This window comes from Streptomyces sp. NBC_00554, from assembly GCF_041431135.1.
Taxonomy (GTDB): domain Bacteria; phylum Actinomycetota; class Actinomycetes; order Streptomycetales; family Streptomycetaceae; genus Streptomyces.
Map to the genome: position 1 here is coordinate 247,557 of NZ_CP107799.1, position 15,483 is coordinate 263,039.

15 protein-coding genes are annotated in these 15,483 nt (G+C 69.9%); 10 read left to right on the plus strand and 5 right to left on the minus strand.

Annotated features, from left to right (window positions below):
- Nucleotides 1-154: 154 nt before the first annotated feature.
- The gene (locus OG266_RS01200; RefSeq protein ID WP_371541630.1) at nt 155-1,204 is read left to right on the plus strand and encodes a 2,3-butanediol dehydrogenase; all 1,050 of its coding nucleotides are present in this window, start codon (nt 155-157) and stop codon (nt 1,202-1,204) included.
- Nucleotides 1,205-1,216: 12 nt separating this feature from the next.
- Here OG266_RS01200 and OG266_RS01205 read toward each other — a convergent pair whose 3' ends face one another.
- The gene (locus tag OG266_RS01205) at nt 1,217-2,638 is read right to left on the minus strand and encodes a family 1 glycosylhydrolase (RefSeq protein ID WP_371541633.1); all 1,422 of its coding nucleotides are present in this window, start codon (nt 2,636-2,638) and stop codon (nt 1,217-1,219) included.
- Between the two features lie 264 nt (nt 2,639-2,902).
- Between OG266_RS01205 and OG266_RS01210 the strand changes: the two genes are divergently transcribed.
- The 9 genes from OG266_RS01210 to OG266_RS01250 all read left to right on the plus strand — a co-directional run bounded on the left by OG266_RS01210 (nt 2,903) and on the right by OG266_RS01250 (nt 12,204).
- Nucleotides 2,903-3,715 (plus strand): GntR family transcriptional regulator, encoded by an 813-nt coding sequence (locus tag OG266_RS01210; RefSeq protein ID WP_332880674.1) that lies wholly within the window; start codon nt 2,903-2,905, stop codon nt 3,713-3,715.
- Nucleotides 3,716-3,941: 226 nt separating this feature from the next.
- The gene (locus OG266_RS01215; RefSeq protein WP_371541635.1) at nt 3,942-5,420 is read left to right on the plus strand and encodes a class I adenylate-forming enzyme family protein; all 1,479 of its coding nucleotides are present in this window, start codon (nt 3,942-3,944) and stop codon (nt 5,418-5,420) included.
- On the plus strand, nt 5,417-5,734 hold the full coding sequence (locus OG266_RS01220) for a hypothetical protein (RefSeq protein ID WP_371541638.1): 318 nt from the start codon (nt 5,417-5,419) through the stop codon (nt 5,732-5,734). Before OG266_RS01215 ends, OG266_RS01220 begins: the two co-directional genes overlap by 4 nt.
- A gap of 15 nt (nt 5,735-5,749) precedes the next feature.
- Nucleotides 5,750-6,511, plus strand: coding sequence for a FadR/GntR family transcriptional regulator (locus OG266_RS01225; RefSeq protein ID WP_371541641.1), 762 nt, complete (start codon nt 5,750-5,752; stop codon nt 6,509-6,511).
- A gap of 94 nt (nt 6,512-6,605) precedes the next feature.
- Nucleotides 6,606-7,040, plus strand: a complete 435-nt coding sequence (locus OG266_RS01230; protein ID WP_332880671.1) for a Zn-ribbon domain-containing OB-fold protein — start codon at nt 6,606-6,608, stop codon at nt 7,038-7,040.
- On the plus strand, nt 7,037-8,218 hold the full coding sequence (locus OG266_RS01235) for a thiolase family protein (protein WP_371541644.1): 1,182 nt from the start codon (nt 7,037-7,039) through the stop codon (nt 8,216-8,218). Before OG266_RS01230 ends, OG266_RS01235 begins: the two co-directional genes overlap by 4 nt.
- A 65-nt stretch (nt 8,219-8,283) precedes the next feature.
- On the plus strand, nt 8,284-9,771 hold the full coding sequence (locus OG266_RS01240; RefSeq protein ID WP_371541647.1) for an aldehyde dehydrogenase family protein: 1,488 nt from the start codon (nt 8,284-8,286) through the stop codon (nt 9,769-9,771).
- Nucleotides 9,772-9,790: 19 nt separating this feature from the next.
- Nucleotides 9,791-11,080, plus strand: coding sequence for a CaiB/BaiF CoA transferase family protein (locus OG266_RS01245; RefSeq protein WP_371541650.1), 1,290 nt, complete (start codon nt 9,791-9,793; stop codon nt 11,078-11,080).
- A 23-nt stretch (nt 11,081-11,103) separates the two neighbouring features.
- A complete protein-coding gene (locus OG266_RS01250; protein WP_371541653.1) occupies nt 11,104-12,204 on the plus strand; it encodes a Gfo/Idh/MocA family protein in 1,101 nt (366 codons plus the stop codon).
- 64 nt (nt 12,205-12,268) lie between these two features.
- Here the strand turns inward: OG266_RS01250 and OG266_RS01255 are convergent, their stop codons facing one another.
- The 4 genes from OG266_RS01255 to OG266_RS01270 all read right to left on the minus strand — a co-directional run bounded on the left by OG266_RS01255 (nt 12,269) and on the right by OG266_RS01270 (nt 15,480).
- Nucleotides 12,269-12,880, minus strand: coding sequence for a cysteine hydrolase (locus OG266_RS01255; RefSeq protein ID WP_371541655.1), 612 nt, complete (start codon nt 12,878-12,880; stop codon nt 12,269-12,271).
- Between the two features lie 45 nt (nt 12,881-12,925).
- On the minus strand, nt 12,926-13,480 hold the full coding sequence (locus tag OG266_RS01260) for a DoxX family protein (protein WP_371541657.1): 555 nt from the start codon (nt 13,478-13,480) through the stop codon (nt 12,926-12,928).
- Nucleotides 13,477-14,631: an acetyl-CoA C-acyltransferase gene (locus OG266_RS01265; protein WP_371541660.1), complete on the minus strand. Its 1,155-nt coding sequence runs from the start codon at nt 14,629-14,631 to the stop codon at nt 13,477-13,479. The genes OG266_RS01260 and OG266_RS01265 overlap by 4 nt, the downstream gene beginning before the upstream one ends.
- Nucleotides 14,632-14,727: 96 nt before the next feature.
- Entirely contained in the window at nt 14,728-15,480 is a 753-nt protein-coding gene (locus tag OG266_RS01270) for a crotonase/enoyl-CoA hydratase family protein (RefSeq protein ID WP_371541663.1), read from the minus strand.
- Nucleotides 15,481-15,483: the final 3 nt, after the last annotated feature.

Below are 15,483 nucleotides of genomic sequence, written 5' to 3' on the forward strand. Positions count from 1 at the left end.
GGTTCTCCTCCGAGAGGCCGATGTTCCATGACGGGAGAACAATATTCTCCAGCACCGTGGCCCCGATCGCATCCACTGAAGCGACGAGTTACTGTCGCAGTGTGCCAGTAATTTCTGCCCGCACGGCAGATCGGATCTACCCGAAGGACATCCCATGCGCGCACTCCGCCTCCACGGCCCCAGGGACGTACGGCTCGACGACGTTCCTGAGCCGCCGCTCCGCCCCGGCACTGTGAAGATCAGGGTCGAGTGGGCCGGTATCTGCGGCTCGGACCTGCATCAGTACATCCACCCCGCGTTCCCCCCGGACTACGTCCACCCCGTGCTCGGCGAGCAGGGTCCCTTCGTCCTCGGACACGAGTTCTCCGGCCGTGTGACGGAGGTCGCGGACGACGTCGACGGCATCGAGGTCGGAGCGCTGGTGGCGGTGGAGCCCCTGGTCTCCGACGGCACCTGCCCGGCCTGTCTGCGGGGCGAGTACAACCTCTGCGACAACTTCGGCTTCATCGGCCTCATGGGCGGTGGCGGCGGCATGTCCGAGTACGTCGTCGTGCCCGCCGGCAACGCCCATGTGATGCCCGACGGCAGCTCCGCGGAGACCGCCGCGCTGGTCGAGCCGCTGACCGTCGCCTGGCACGCCGTACGCCGCAGCGGCCTCGCCGACGGCGGCACGGCACTCGTCGTCGGCGGTGGCCCCATCGGCCTCGGCCTGCTGCTGGCGGCGAAGGCCCACGGGGCACGCTTCGTCGCCGTCAGTGAGGTGAGCGAGGCCCGCAAGCAGCTCGCCCGTGACCTCGGCGCCGACCTGGTGCTGGACCCCACCCGGGAGGACGTCGTCGCCCGAATCCGCGACGAGGTCCCCGGTGGCGTGGACGCTTCCTACGAGGCTTCCGGCGCCGGAAAGCCCGCGGTCGACGCGCTGATCGGTTCCCTGCGCAAGGGCGGCCACGCCGTCACCGTCGCGGCCGGGCGCCCGACCGAGTTCGACCCGAACCAGCTGATGCTCACCGAGATCAACTACACCGGAAGCTTCGGCTACAACGGGCCCGACTTCCCCGCCGTCATCGCCGCGATCCACGACGGACGCATCAACCCCGACGGGCTCATCTCCGATCGCATCACTCTGGAGGACGCTCCGGAGAAGGGCTACGCAGAGCTGGCCGACAACGCCGGCGGACACGTCAAGATCCTGGTTCACCCGTAGCGCAGCCACCCTTCAGCGTCGGTGGAGGGCGAGGACCCGTGCCCCGTTCCCCAACGCCGAAGCCCTTGCGACCGGTTCCGGAGCGTCGGCCGCGTTCGCCCGGAAGGTACCGGCCGACACCCACGCGCACGGCAGAGAGGGTCCCGACCCCGGGTCCGTCTCGGGTACGGCCCGGCCGTACGCCAGGGCGTAGTCCAGCAACCAGCCGACGTTGTCCATGACGGACCAGTACTCGTACCCCTGTACGTCGACACCGTCCGCCACGACGCTGGCGAGCCAGAACAGCCTCGACTCCAGGAGACGCCGGCGCCTGGCCGGCGCTTCGGTGGCCGGCCCCAGTACGTCACCGCGGTCCCCCTTGCCGCTGTCCGTGATGTGCAGCGGGGGGAGGGCGTCGCGGTACAGGTCGTGCACGACCTGTACCGCGTCGGCGAGAGCTTCGGGAAGTATCGGCAGGCCCAGGGAGGTCGTGGCCACCTCGTCGAAGGGGATGATCGTGAAACCCAGCCTGGCGAGCAGGCCGTTGACCTCGTTGAGAGGCTCGAAACATCCGAGGGCCGGCAGCACCAGGGGGAGGTTCTCGGGTGCCGCTATCCGGCAGGGTGCGTGCCACAGCAGGTTGAGGAAATCCTGGGGTACGGCGATGATCTCCATGTCGCCGGGTCGTACGCAGCCGGTCGCCTCGACCGACGGGCCCGGCTCGTCCGGCACCATGTGCCGCCCCAACAGCATCGGCTCAAAGAGGAGTCCCATGGCCCAGGACTCAAAACGCTCCAGCGCGAGGCGGTCGAAGGGGTCGTCGGTCGCGGGATAGGCGCCGATGAGCGGAAGTGAGCCGCCGATCCTGCCCAGCACCCCCGCATCCCGGAGGGCCTGGACGGCGAGGCCGTGGGCGAGCAGCGCGTGATGTACGGCGGCCAGCCCTGCGGCACCGCTCGCGCCCCGGCCGGGTGGCCGCATGCCGGCGACGCGGTCGGCGAGGATTCCGCCCACGGACGGCGTGGTGACCCAGCGGTCCACCCGGTCGCCGAACCGGCGCCCGACCTCGGCCGCGTACTCGCCGAATCTGAGCGCCGTCTCCCGCGCGAGCCAACCGCCCCGGCTCTCCAGCCAGTCGGGGAGATCCAGGTGCATCAGTGTCAGATCCGGCCGCAGTTCGGCCTCCAGTACGGCATCGAGCGCGCGGTCGCAGCGATCCAGCGCGGCTCGGTCCCAGCGACCCGGCTCCGGCTGCAGCCGGGACCATCCGAGGACCGTGCGCAGGGAGACCGCTGTGGCGCCGACGACGTGCGTCACATCATCAGCCCAATGCTGGGCCTGCGGTGAGAGGTTGAGACCGAGGCCGTCCGCGGCGGGATACTCGGCCAGGGTCTGCGCCGTGGCCATCCCCCAGTCCAGGTCGCGCATCAGGTGAGGAACTTCGGAGCCGCTCATGCGCACCGCCCGAGATCACACAGCCAGCAAAGCGAACCTGACTGTCAGACCAGGTTCGCGCCGATCGCTCGGACGCTAACACCCGAGTAGCGGCGGCACAATATTTCTGCCAGGTAACCGCGTAATGAATGTTCACGGGCCCATGGCACCGCGGGCGACCGAGAGCACGAACATGGTGGAGTCCGTGCGGACGGAAGAGCAGATGAAGTAAACTATTTTTACTAATGAGCGTGCACCACCCGCAGGCCGCTGAGGAGTATTTCGATGAGTGAGGCAGCCCGGTCAGCCGCGGCACCGGCGCGTACCCCCACCCCGGCCACCAAGCGGCTGTTGGTCGGAAGCCAGGTCCGAATTCCCAAGACCGCCGAGATCATCGCCGGCTCCCTGCGCCGCCAGATCATCCGCGGCGAGCTCTCCCCCGATGACGCATTGCCGCCCGAGTCCTCCCTCATGGAGCAGTTCGGCGTCTCCCGCCCCACGCTGCGCGAGGCCTACCGCGTCCTGGAGTCCGAAGGCCTCATCACCATCCGCCGCGGCGCCCACGGCGGCGCCCGCGTCAGCGCGCCCGACCCGGATGTGGCCGCACGGTACGCCGGCCTCATCCTCGAGTACCAGGACACCACGCTCGCCGACGTCTATCGCGCCGCCACGGTCATCGAGCCCGCCTGCGCCCGTATCGTCGCCACCAAGCACACCGCCGCCGACCTGGCCAAACTCCGCAGGGCTCTCGCCGCCGAGCAGGCCACCCTCGACGACACCGCGGCTCTGCTCGACGCTCAGGAGAAGTTCCACGCGCTCCTTGTCGAGCTCTCCCGCAACAACACCCTCGTCCTGCTCAGCACGATCCTGCGCCGCATCATCCGGGAGGCCAACGCCTCGGAGGTCGCCGCCGATCCCGACTCCCCCGCCCGCCGCTCGCAGGCGCGCAAGGGACACCGGACGCACGTCAAGCTCCTCGCCCTCATCGAAGCCGGCCAGGCGGACGAAGCCGAGAAGCTCTGGGCCCGTCACCTCACGGCCGCCGATGACGCCGTCAACGCGAAGGGCACCAAGACGGTCCTCGACCTTCTCGGGTGACCACAGCCACTTCAGATCCACCAGGGGCAGGACACCTTCGGGCGTCCTGCCCCTGACTTCTTCGTCATTTCTTCGCTCGGCCGACTCCTGTGCCACCGGTCCGGTCCCGTCCGTGTGCGCAGCCCTCTTGGCCACTTCTCGGTAGTCGTGTAAAAATCTAACTGATTAATCGGTTACCGTGAAGCACTGCGGAGGGACCCCGTTGAACATCGCGATGCTGCTCGACATGGCAGCGGCAGACGACCCCGACCGGGTGGCGACGGGCCCGCTGAACGCGGGAACGACCCGTGCCGAGCTGCGGGATGCCGCGGCCGGTGTCGCGAACCTCGTCCGCGCCGTCGGGGCCGAGGAGTTGGTCTTCGCCGGGCTGAACGGGCCCGCCTTCCCTGTGCTGCTCTTCGGGGCCGCACTGGCCGGTGTGCCGCTGGTACCGGTGAACTACCGGCTCTCCGCACAGGCCCTCGCCGGCCTGCTCGACCGCACCGAGCGCCCCCTGGTGGTCGCGGACGAGGATTTCGCCGGTGTGTTCGCCGGCAGCGGCCACGACGTCATCACGACCGCGGACATGTTGCACAAGGCGCGGACGGCGGGGCCCGGCGGCGGGCCGGGGGCATCCGAGGACGACCCCGCCGTGCTGCTGTTCACCAGCGGAACCACCGCCGAGCCCAAGGCGGCCGTGCTGCGCCACCGCCACCTCGTCAACTACATCCTGCAGACGGTGGAGTTCGGCGCGGCGGACCCGCACGACGCCACCCTGGTCAGCGTTCCGCCGTACCACGTCGCAGGCGTCGGGTCCTTGCTCAGCAACCTCTACGCCGGGCGCCGGATCGTCCATCTGAGCAGCTTCACCCCACAGTCCTGGCTGCGGCTGGTCCGCGAGGAGCGGATCACTTCGGCCATGGTCGTGCCGACCATGCTGGCCCGGCTCACGGAGCATCTGGACGGCAGGTCCGCCGAGGTGCCGAGCCTGCGCTCACTGGCGTACGGCGGGGCTCGGATGCCGCCCACCGTGCTGGAGGCGGCGCTGCGCGCCTTCCCGGACACCGGTTTCACCAACGCCTACGGCCTCACCGAGACCAGCTCGACCATCGCTCTGCTCGGCCCCCACGACCACCGGGCCGCCCTCTCGTCCGACGACCCCGCGGTGCGTGCCCGGCTGCACTCGGCCGGGCTCATGGTCCCGGGCGTGGAGGCTCGGATCGCCTCCTTCGACGGTACCGCCCTGTCCCCCGGGCACAGTGGCGAACTGTGGGTACGGGGACCGCAGGTGTCCGGCGAGTACAAGGGAGCCGAATCACCGCTCGACGAGGACGGCTGGTTCCGCACCCGGGACCTCGCGCACTTCGACAGCGACGGCTACCTCTTCATCGAGGGCCGCGCGGACGACACCATCATCCGCGGCGGCGAGAACATCGCCCCCGCCGAGGTGGAGGACGCCCTGCTGCGGCACGACGCGGTGCGGGAGGCCGCCGTCGTGGGCCTGGCGGACCAGGAATGGGGGGAGCGCATCGCCGCGTTCGTCGTCGTCCACGAAGGGACGGAGGTCGACGGCGAGACGCTGCGCGACTGGGTCCGGGCACGCCTACGCGGTTCCAAGACGCCGGACCTCATCGTCTTCCGGGACGAACTCCCGTACACGCCCACCGGAAAGCTCCTGCGCCGCGAACTGGTCCGGGTGGCGGCATTCGAAAGGAACGAAGCATGACAGTGCTCAAGACCGGTGGCCGCTACCGGAGTCAGGTCTGCGACACCGAGGTGATCGTGGTCCGCGCCCCGTCGGCCGAGTCCGACCTGCGCTGCGGAGGCACCCCGATGGTGCGCCTGGAGGACGGGCAGCCGACGGCATCGAACTCCGGCCCCGCCGAAGGCTGGGACGGGGGATCCCTGCTCGGCAAGCGCTACTCCGATGCCGACGGCACGCTCGAAGTGCTCGTCACCAGGCCGGGCAACGGCTCGCTCGGTATCGGTGACACGCCCTTGGAAGTCAAACGGGCGAAGCCGCTGCCGGCCAGCGACTGACTCACGGGGAGCTTCATGATCACACCACCCAGGTCAACTGCCGTACGCGTACCGAAGGCCGGTGAACTGGTCGCCGCGCAGCTTCGGCGTCAGATCGTGACCGGCGCGCTCCAGGAGGGGGACGGCCTCCCCACGGAGTCGGCCCTCATGGAACAGTTCGGCGTCTCCCGGCCGACCCTCCGCGAAGCCTTCCGCATCCTGGAGTCCGAGGGGATCATCCAGGTCAGGCGAGGCGCCCGGGGCGGGGCGCACGTCCTCGTACCGGACGCCTCCGCGGCGGGCCGCTACGCCGGGACGCTGCTCCAGTACCGGCGCACCACCCTGTCCGACGTACACGAGGCCCGTTCGCACCTGGAAGCCTCGGGGGTGGGCATCCTCGCCAGGAAGCGAACCGCAGCGGATCTGCGCGAACTGGACCAGGCGCTGTCCGAGGGCGAGGCGCTGCTGGGAAACCCCGCCGGGTTCGCCGAGGAGTACGACCTCCGGTTCCACCGGCTGCTCATGAAGCAGGCGGGCAATCAGACCATGCTCGTACTGCTGGACACGCTGTTCACCATCATCGAGCTGCACAACCGCTCGTTCCTGAAGTCCCATCCCCCTGACAGCAGTTCGAAGAAACTCGTCCGCGCGGCCCACCGCACGCACGTCAGGCTCGTGGAGCTGGTGCGGCAGCAGGACGACGCGACGGCTGTGGGCTTCTGGCACGACCACCTGAGCCGGGTCAGCGACTACATGATCACGGACCCGGGAGAGATCGTCCTTGACGTGCTCTCCTGAGCCCTCAACAACCCGGTATCCCCTTGCAGATGCATTGCCCGGCCGACCCTTAAGCAGTATAAAGAGTTAAATCTTTATTCCCAAGGATCTGGTGGTGTCACGGGTGCCCGGTCTCCCCCTTCCTGACGCGCAGTTCGAGAGCCTCGCCTTCTGGACCGGTGGCGAACGCGGCGAGTTGCTGATCCACCGGTGCGGCGAGTGCGGGCTGTGGCTGCATCCTCCGAAACCGGTCTGCCGGCGGTGCATGTCCCGCGCGGTGACCCCGCAGCCGGTGTCCGGCGAGGGCACGGTGTACAGCTACACCGTCAACCGCCAGCAGTGGATGCCGGACATGGAAGTGCCGTACGTCCTCGCGGTTGTCGAACTCGCCGAGGACCCCGGGTTGCGGCTCACCACCCGGCTCACGGGCGTCGATCCCTCCGACGTCCGGATCGGGCTTCCGGTGCGGGTGGTGTTCGAACAGGTCGAGGAAATCTGGCTCCCGCTGTTCACCCCGCACTCGAAGACCTCGGAGGAGGAGGCCCGATGAAGCCCGCCAAGGACGCGGTGATCAGCGGTATAGGACAGTCGGACGTCGGGCGCAGGCTCGGCCGCTCGCCTCTGTCGCTCACGGTGGACGCCGCTCTCGAAGCGATCGGCGACGCGGGCCTCAGGCCCTCGGACATCGACGGCGTCTCCACCTGGCCGGGGGCGTTCGCCGCCACGCCCGGGTTCTCCGGCGTCGGCGTCTGGGACATCAAGGACGCGCTCGGCCTGGAGCTGAACTGGTTCTCCGGGGGCATGGAGTCCTCGGGCCAGCTCGGCTCGGTCATCAACGCCGTCGCCGCCGTCAAGGCCGGTCTCGCGGACCATGTGCTGTGCTTCCGGACGCTCTGGGAGAGCACCGCCCAGACGGCGGACCGCCGCGCGTCCGTAGTGGGCGGCGGCGGGAGCCGGGTGGGCGGCGCGCACGAGTGGCTGGTGCCCTTCGGCGCGGTCTCGGCCGCCAACTGGTGCGGCATCATCACCCAGCGCCACTTCCACGAGTACGGCACGACCCGCGAGCAGCTCGGGGCACTGGCGGTGAACACCCGGGCCAACGCCGCACTCAACCCCAAGGCGGTCTTCCGCGACCCGCTCACCGAGGAGCAGTACCTCGGCGCGCGGATGATCTCGGACCCGCTCTGCCTGTTCGACTGCGACATCCCGGTCGACGGGAGTACGGCCGTGATCGTCTCCCGCGCCGACGCCGCACCCGGCCTGCGCCGGCCTCCGCTGCGTATCGCCGCGCACAGTTCCGCGCTGCACGGCAGGCCCTACTGGGACCAGTACGAGGACCTCACCTCGATGTCCGGCGCCGACGCGGCCCGTCAGCTGTGGCGGCACACCGATCTCACGCCCGCCGACATCGACGTGGCCGGGATCTACGACGGTTTCACCATCCTGACGGTGGTCTGGCTGGAGGCGCTCGGCATCTGCGGGCGGGGCGAGGCCGGCCCGTTCCTGGAGGGCGGGAAGCGCATCGCACGGGACGGGCAGTTGCCGCTCAACACCGGTGGCGGCCAGCTCTCGGCGGGACGGCTGCACGGGTACGGCCATCTCCACGAGGTCTGCCTCCAACTGCGAGGTGACGCCGAGGCACGCCAGGTGCCCAACACCCCCGAAGTCGGCGTCGTCGCCGCGGGCGGCGGTGACCTGGGCGGCGCCCTGCTGCTCACCCGCACCTGATCTGTACCTGACCCGTACCTCATCTGTATGTGACCCAGGCTCGTGACAAAGGAGTCCAGCCCACCATGACGGCGTCCACCCCACCGCGCACCACCCTCGTTCACGGCGAATCGCGCATGCTCGTCGACGGCGCTCTGGTCGACGCCGCCGACGGCTCGACGTACGAGAACATCAATCCCGCCACCGAAGAGGTCCTCGGCGAGACCGCGGACGCGTCGGCCGCGGACATGGACCGCGCCGTCGCCGCGGCACGTCGGGCCTTCGACGAGACCGGCTGGTCCACCGACCACGCACTGCGCAGGCACTGTCTAGAACAGCTCCACCAGGCGCTGCAGGAGGAGAAGGAGGCGATCCGCGCCGAGATCGTCGCCGAGGTGGGAGCGCCGGTCCTCACCACGCACATGGCACAGGTGGAGTGGCCCCTCTCGGACGGGCTGCGCTACCCGGCCGGGCTGATCGGTGACTTCGCCTGGGAACGCAGCCTCCCCGACACGGAGACCGTCGGCTGGACCAGCCACCGCAAGGTCGTCAAGGAAGCCGTCGGTGTGGTCGCCGCGATCATCCCGTGGAACTTCCCGCTGGAAGTCGCGATCAACAAGATCGGCCCCGCACTGGCCGCAGGCAACACGGTCGTACTCAAGCCGGCCCCGGACACTCCGTGGAACGCGACCCGCCTCGGCCGACTGGCCGCGGAGCGCACCGACATGCCGCCGGGCGTCCTCAACGTCGTACCCACATCGGACAACCGGGTCGCCGAGCGGCTGGTCACCGACCCCAGAGTCGACCTGGTCTCCTTCACCGGCTCGACCGGGGTCGGCCGGCGCATCCTCGAACTGTCCGCGGCCACGCTGAAGCGCACGATGCTGGAGCTGGGCGGCAAGTCGGCGATGATCGTCCTGGACGACGCGGACTTCGCGCAGGTCATCCCCCATTCGGCCGTGGCCTGCATGCACGCCGGACAGGGCTGCGCACTGACGACCCGGCTTCTCGTGCCGCGCTCCCGCTACGCCGAAGCCGTCGAGATCGCGACCGCGACGTACGCGCAGGTGCCGTACGGGGATCCGGCCGATCCGGCGAACCTGGCCGGGCCGCTGATCAACGCGAGGCAGCGCGAGCGGGTCCTCGGGCACATCGCGAAGGGCACGCAGGAGGGCGCCAGGGTCACGGTCGGCGGGGGCCGCCCCGAGCACCTGCCGCGGGGCTTCTACGTCCAGCCCACGGTGTTCGCGGATGTCGACAACCGCATGGCCATCGCCCAGCAGGAGATCTTCGGCCCGGTTCTCGTGGTCATCCCGTTCGACGACGACGAGGACGCCGTCCGGCTGGCCAACGACAGCCCTTACGGCCTGTCCGGCAGCGTCCACTCCGGCTCGGCGAGGCGGGCCGACCACGTGGCCCGTGCCGTACGCAGCGGAACGATGAATGTGAACGGCGGTCTGTTCTACGGGCCGGACGCGCCCTTCGGCGGCTACAAGCAGAGCGGACTCGGCCGGCAGAACGGCCTGGAGGGGTTCGACGGCTATCTGGAGACCAAGACGATCGGCTTCCGCTGACGAGCAGGCGCCAGGACCGATGAGCCGGGTCAGTCACGACCACCGCTGCGTCAACGAGCACCACTGCGTCAACGAGCCAGGAAAGGAACAGGCGATGGAGCCCATTCTCGAAGGTGTCAAGGTCGTCGAGCTCGCCTCGTGGAGTTTCGTCCCGTCGTCCGGGGCGGTCCTCGCCGACTGGGGTGCCGATGTGGTCAAGATCGAGCATCCGGAGACCGGAGACCCCCAGCGGGGTCTGATCAGCTCCGGTGTCGTCGCCGGCGCGGACGGTGTGAACCACTTCATCGAGCAGCCCAACCGCGGCAAGCGCAGCATCGGTCTGGACGTGGCCACTCCAGAGGGCCTGAAGGTCCTGCACCGACTCGTCGAGTGGGCCGATGTCTTCGTCACCAATCTGCTGCCCGGCTCGCGGCAGCGGCTCGGGATCGACGTGGAACAGATCCGCGCACTCAATCCCAAGATCATCTATGCCCGGGGCAGCGGCTACGGCATCAAGGGCGACGATGCCGACCGCGGCGGTTACGACCTCGCGGCCTACTGGGCGCGCGGCGGGCTCGGCGACGGCTATCTCACCTCTGAGGACGCTGGATACCCGCCTGTCCAACGGCCCGCGTTCGGCGATGTCTTCGGCGGTTTCGCGATCGCGGGCGGTATCGCCGCGGCCCTGTTCCGGCGCGAGCGGACCGGCACTCCGTCGGTCGTCGACGTCTCGCTGCTGGGCGCCGCGGTCTGGCAGCTCGCTCCGGACATCGTAGGGTCCAAGCTCATCGGCGCTCCGATCCCGAAAATCGATCTGGCCGAGGCGCCCAACCCGGTGACCAGCGTCTACCGGACCGAGGACAACCGGTTCATCGCCCTCGTCCTGTTGCAGTCCGACCGGTTCTGGCCCGAGTTCTGCGCGCGCGTCGGCCGCCAGGATCTGGTCGAGGACGAGCGGTTCGCCGATGCCCGCGCCCGGTACACGAATCGCCGCGAGTGCGTCGCCGAGTTGCGCCGCACCTTCGAGTCCAAGCCGCTGAAGCACTGGCAGCAGAGTCTGGAGGGATTCCGCGGCGTGTGGGACACCTTCCAGACCTCGCTGGAACTCCATGACGACCCGCAGGTGAAGGCCAACGGCTATCTGCCGCAGGTCACCGACGGCAACGGCAACACCTTCGCCCTCGCCGCCAGCCCGGTGCAGTTCGACGAAACACCGCCGGTGCTGCGCGCCGCGCCCGAACACGGCCAGCACACCGAGGAGTTGCTGCTCGAACTCGGCTACCAGTGGGAGCAGATCGTGGCACTCAAGGAATCGTCCACGATTCTCTGACAGGGAAGGGCAGGGGACGACACATGAGTGATCCGATCCGGGTGGGGATCGTCGGGGTCGGCTGGGGCTCCATGGTCCAGGTACCGGCCTTCCGGGCGGCCGGCGGCTACGAGGTCGCCGCGCTGTGCGCACGACGAGCGGAACGCGTGGCCGAGGCGGGCCGCCGCTGGGGCATCACGGACGTGTCCACCGACTGGCGGGCCTTCGTCCAGCGGCCCGACCTCGACGTCATCTCCGTCTGTACGCCAACCGATCTGCACCACGACCAGGTGCTGGCCGCGCTGAAGGCCGGCAAGCACGTGCTGTGCGAGAAGCCGGTGGCTGTCCACGAGCCCGACGCCCGCGCGATGGCGGAAGCCGCGGAGGCGGCGGGGGTGGCGACGGCGGTGTGCTTCGAGAGCCGCTGGAACCGGGAGAAGCTGCCCGTCTGGGAACTCGTCGAGGGCGGGATGCTGGGTGACCCGTACTTCGCGCGGGTCACCATCGCCGCCGACTACTGGCATCCGAGCCATCCGCTCCAGTCCGAGTGGATGTACCGGCTGAAGCATGGCGGTGGCTATCTGCTGGGCATGGCCGCGCACGACATCGACTTCCTGTGCTGCCTGTTCGGGGAACCGAAGGCAGTGTGCGCCGACGTACGCGCCACGATCCCGACGCGAGTCCGTCCCGACGGCACCTCCTTCGAAGCCGACGCGGACGACACCGTGAGCCTGCTGCTGCGCATGCGGTCCGGGGTGCACGCCACGCTCAGCCTCTCGGTGATGGGCCTGCAGACCGACTCCCGCTACCGCTTCGAGGCCTTCGGGAGCGACGGGGCGCTAGACATCGAGGGCACGCTTTTCGACGGGCGGGTGCGCGCGGGCGCGGTCGGCGAGGACGGGCCGCGGGAGGTGGCCGGCAGCGACCGGATGCCCCGTGACGGCGACCCGGACGCGATCCCGCCGCGTGGCCGGCGGGCCACTCCGATCCGTGCCCTCGCCCTCATGCTGGAGGACTGGCTGCCGGCCCTGCGCGGTGGCCGGGCGCCGGGTGTACCGACGTTGCGCGACGGCTGGCTGGTGCAGCGTGTCATCGACGCGGCGCGGCGGAGTTCGGCGGGCGAGGGCTGGGTGTCGCTGGCCTGACCGCGGCAGGGGACACAAAGGGGATGCGGGCCGGGAGTCCGGCCCGCATCCCCTTGCCCTCATTTCAGGACCAGGTCGCGATCACTTCGTCCGCCGTCGTGATCGCCGCCAGGTAACGCAAGGTGTGGCGGAGCATGCTCTCGCCGTGCTCCACGGGGGTACCGGCGACGGCGTCACGGGCGATGACGACCTGGAACCCCTCGTCCGCCAACTCGGTCGTGGCGACCGGTATGGCGACGTTCAGCGAGACTCCGGCCAGCAGAACCGAGGTGACGCCGATGTTGCGCAGCAGGGCGAACAGTTCCGTGTTGTGGGTGGGTGACATACCGGTGTGGCGCGGCAGGACGAGGTCCCCGGACTCGACGCCGATCTCGTCGACGACCTGGCCGGCGCCGTGTCCCGCCGTCCAGGCGTCCGTCTGCGTGCTGGTCCTGGCCATCAGCGGAGCGTTGCGGTTGGACGACCTGTTGCCCAACGCCGGCACATAGGTCAGGTGCACCACCGGCACACCCGTCTTCCGCGCCGCACGCGCGAGCCGGGCGATCACCGGAAGCACCGGGGCTGCGGCCAGGGCCAGTTGAGGGAGCGTCGTGCTCGGACCGACTGTGCCGTTCTGGCATTCGGAGACGACGAAGGCGGTGTGCGCGGGGTCGAGGTCAAAGCTGGGCCGTGGCATGGCGGCGCCTCCTGTGCGGTCGGCCGGCGATCATGGTGCTGGGCATCACGTCGTCTCCATCTCGGTCTCCTCCGTCTCCGTCTCCGTCTCCGTTTCGGACCGGGTGGTGCCCGGCCGCCAGCAGAGGGCCAGCAGCAGCGCCGCACCGAGGATCCCGACACCCCCCGCCAGGGCCGCGCCGACCCCGCCGTCCAACGCGTCGTCGATGCCGAGCGCGTGGTCCACGGAGACACGGCCCGGCCCGAGCAGCCCGATCACGACCGAGACGACAGCCAGCAGCAGCACGTACTCGTAGCCGTCCTTGAAGACGAAGAACCCGTTGGGGCGGTGGACCGCGACCCCCGCTACCGTCATCGTTCCCACCACGAAGGCGGCGCACAGCGGTGTGAGCAGACCGGCCAACAGGCCGAGTCCGCAGGCGAGTTCACCGGCGCCGCTGAGGAGGGCGTGGACTCGCGGCGGACGCAGGCCCATGGAGGCGAACCAGCGGCTCGTACCGGCCAGGCCGCCACCGCCGAGGACATGGTGGTAACCGTGGGCCACCATCGTCAGCCCGGCGACGGCCCGCAGCACGAGCACCGCTGTGTCCGCGGTGGTCATACGGCGCCGACCAGTTCGAGGATCGTCGCGTTGGCCTGGCCGCCGCCCTCGCACATGGTCTGCAGGCCGTAGCGGATGCCGTTGTCGCGCATGTGGTGCACGAGGGTGGTCATCAGCCGTGCCCCGCTGCCGCCGAGCGGATGCCCGATCGCGATCGCGCCGCCGTTGGGATTCAGGGCCTTGGGGTCGGCGCCGATCTCTGCCAGCCAAGCCAGTGGCACGGAGGCGAAGGCCTCGTTCACCTCGAACGCGCCGATGTCGGAAGGGCTCAGCCCGCTGCGTTCAAGTGCCTTGCGGGTGGCGGGAATCGGCGCCGTGAGCATGATGACGGGATCGTCGGCCGCCACGACCGCCGTGTGCACACGGGCGAGGGGGGTGAGCCCGAGCTGCCTGGCCTTCTCGCTCGTCGTCATCAGGAGCCCCGCGGAGCCGTCGCTGATCTGGGAACTATTGCCGGCGTGGATCACCCCGTCCGGCTTGAAGGCGGGCTTGAGACCGGCCAGCTTCTCCAACGTGCTGCCGCGGCGGACCCCCTCATCGGTGTCCACGACCATCCCGTCGTCCAGGGTGACCGGTGCGATCTGCGCGGCGAAGCGGCCGTCGTCCTGTGCTGCCGCGGCCTTCTCGTGGGAGGCGAGCGAGAACTCGTCCAGCCGGGCACGCGAGAGTCCCCAGCGTTCGGCCATCGTCTCGGCGCCGATGCCCTGGTTCGGCGCGACTCCCCCGAACCGTGTCTCCAGCGCGGAGCCGAACGGATTGGCGTCCCCGAGCACTGCGCCCATCGGCACCCGGCTCATCGACTCCACGCCGCCGGCCACCACCATGTCGTACTGTCCGCTGATCAGGCCCGCCGCCGCGAAGTGCACCGACTGCTGCGAGGAACCGCACTGCCGGTCGACGGTCGTGCCCGGTACGCCCAGCGGCCAGCCGGCGGCAAGCACCGCGTTGCGCGCTATGTCAAAGGTCTGCTCGCCCCCTTGCCCGACGCACCCCCAGATCACGTCGTCCACGAGGCCCGGATCGATGCCCGAGCGCTCGGCGAGCGCCTGGAGCACCCGAGCGGACAGATCAACGGGGTGCACTCCGGACAACGCGCTGTTGCGCTTGCCGACCGGGGTCCGTACTGCTTCGACGACGACCGCGTCACGCATCGTTCTCTCCTAGATCCAGGTTTCCCATGGGCCTTGCGGCATGCACCTGCTCCACAACGTGCACCTGCCTTACGACGTGGACCTGATCGGCGTGCCTCACGCTCCGGTCCATCGCGGCTCCCTCTTCTCCGCGAACGCCGTCGCGCCCTCCTTGGCGTCCGCGCTCGCGAACACCGGGGCCACGGCCGCGGCGATCTCGGCCCGGCTCGCCCCACGGGCCTGAGCCAGCATCAGTTCCTTCGTGGTCCGCAGTGCCAGTGGGCCGTTGCGTGCGATGGCGCCGGCGAGGGCGAGTGCCTCGGGCAGCACCCGGTCCCCGGGGACCACGCGGTTGACCAGCCCCAGCTCTTGTGCGCGCCGAGCGTCGAAGGTGTCTCCGGTGAGCCCCAGTTCCAGCGCGAGTGCCAGCGGTATCCGGGCCGGCAGGTTGGTCCCGCCGCCCGCGGCGACCAGTCCCCGCTTGACCTCCGGCAGACCGAACCTGGCGTGGTCGGCAGCCACGGCAAGGTCGCAGGCGAGCACGAGCTCGAAGCCGCCCGCCACGGCTGTCCCGTTGACGGCGGCGATGAGCGGCTTCGGGTACACCCGCTCGGTGAACACCTCAAGACCCGGCCGGGACTCGTCGATGATCTTGCCGCCCGCGGCGAAGGCGCGCAGGTCCATGCCCGCGCAGAACGCCCGGTCGCCCGCGCCGGTCAGCACGACGGCCCGTACCTCGTCGTCCCGTTCGGCCTCGACCAGCGCTTCGCCGATGCCCGCCATCGTCTCGGCGTCCAGGGCGTTGCGAGCCTCGGGCCGGTTGATCGTCACCACGGTCACGGCGTCATGCCGGTCGACCACTACGGTCATTTC

Excerpts from the sequence above, each read along its gene's own strand:
- OG266_RS01265 (WP_371541660.1), bottom strand. The coding sequence starts at position 14,631 with ATGCGTGACGCGGTCGTCGTCGAAGCAGTACGGACCCCGGTCGGCAAG.
- OG266_RS01215 (WP_371541635.1), top strand. The coding sequence starts at position 3,942 with ATGGCAGCGGCAGACGACCCCGACCGGGTGGCGACGGGCCCGCTGAAC.
- OG266_RS01260 (WP_371541657.1), bottom strand. The coding sequence starts at position 13,480 with ATGACCACCGCGGACACAGCGGTGCTCGTGCTGCGGGCCGTCGCCGGG.
- OG266_RS01235 (WP_371541644.1), top strand. The coding sequence starts at position 7,037 with ATGAAGCCCGCCAAGGACGCGGTGATCAGCGGTATAGGACAGTCGGAC.
- OG266_RS01255 (WP_371541655.1), bottom strand. The coding sequence starts at position 12,880 with ATGCCACGGCCCAGCTTTGACCTCGACCCCGCGCACACCGCCTTCGTC.
- OG266_RS01240 (WP_371541647.1), top strand. The coding sequence starts at position 8,284 with ATGACGGCGTCCACCCCACCGCGCACCACCCTCGTTCACGGCGAATCG.
- OG266_RS01200 (WP_371541630.1), top strand. The coding sequence starts at position 155 with ATGCGCGCACTCCGCCTCCACGGCCCCAGGGACGTACGGCTCGACGAC.
- OG266_RS01210 (WP_332880674.1), top strand. The coding sequence starts at position 2,903 with ATGAGTGAGGCAGCCCGGTCAGCCGCGGCACCGGCGCGTACCCCCACC.
- OG266_RS01220 (WP_371541638.1), top strand. The coding sequence starts at position 5,417 with ATGACAGTGCTCAAGACCGGTGGCCGCTACCGGAGTCAGGTCTGCGAC.
- OG266_RS01250 (WP_371541653.1), top strand. The coding sequence starts at position 11,104 with ATGAGTGATCCGATCCGGGTGGGGATCGTCGGGGTCGGCTGGGGCTCC.
- OG266_RS01245 (WP_371541650.1), top strand. The coding sequence starts at position 9,791 with ATGAGCCGGGTCAGTCACGACCACCGCTGCGTCAACGAGCACCACTGC.
- OG266_RS01225 (WP_371541641.1), top strand. The coding sequence starts at position 5,750 with ATGATCACACCACCCAGGTCAACTGCCGTACGCGTACCGAAGGCCGGT.
- OG266_RS01205 (WP_371541633.1), bottom strand. The coding sequence starts at position 2,638 with ATGAGCGGCTCCGAAGTTCCTCACCTGATGCGCGACCTGGACTGGGGG.
- OG266_RS01270 (WP_371541663.1), bottom strand. The coding sequence starts at position 15,480 with ATGACCGTAGTGGTCGACCGGCATGACGCCGTGACCGTGGTGACGATC.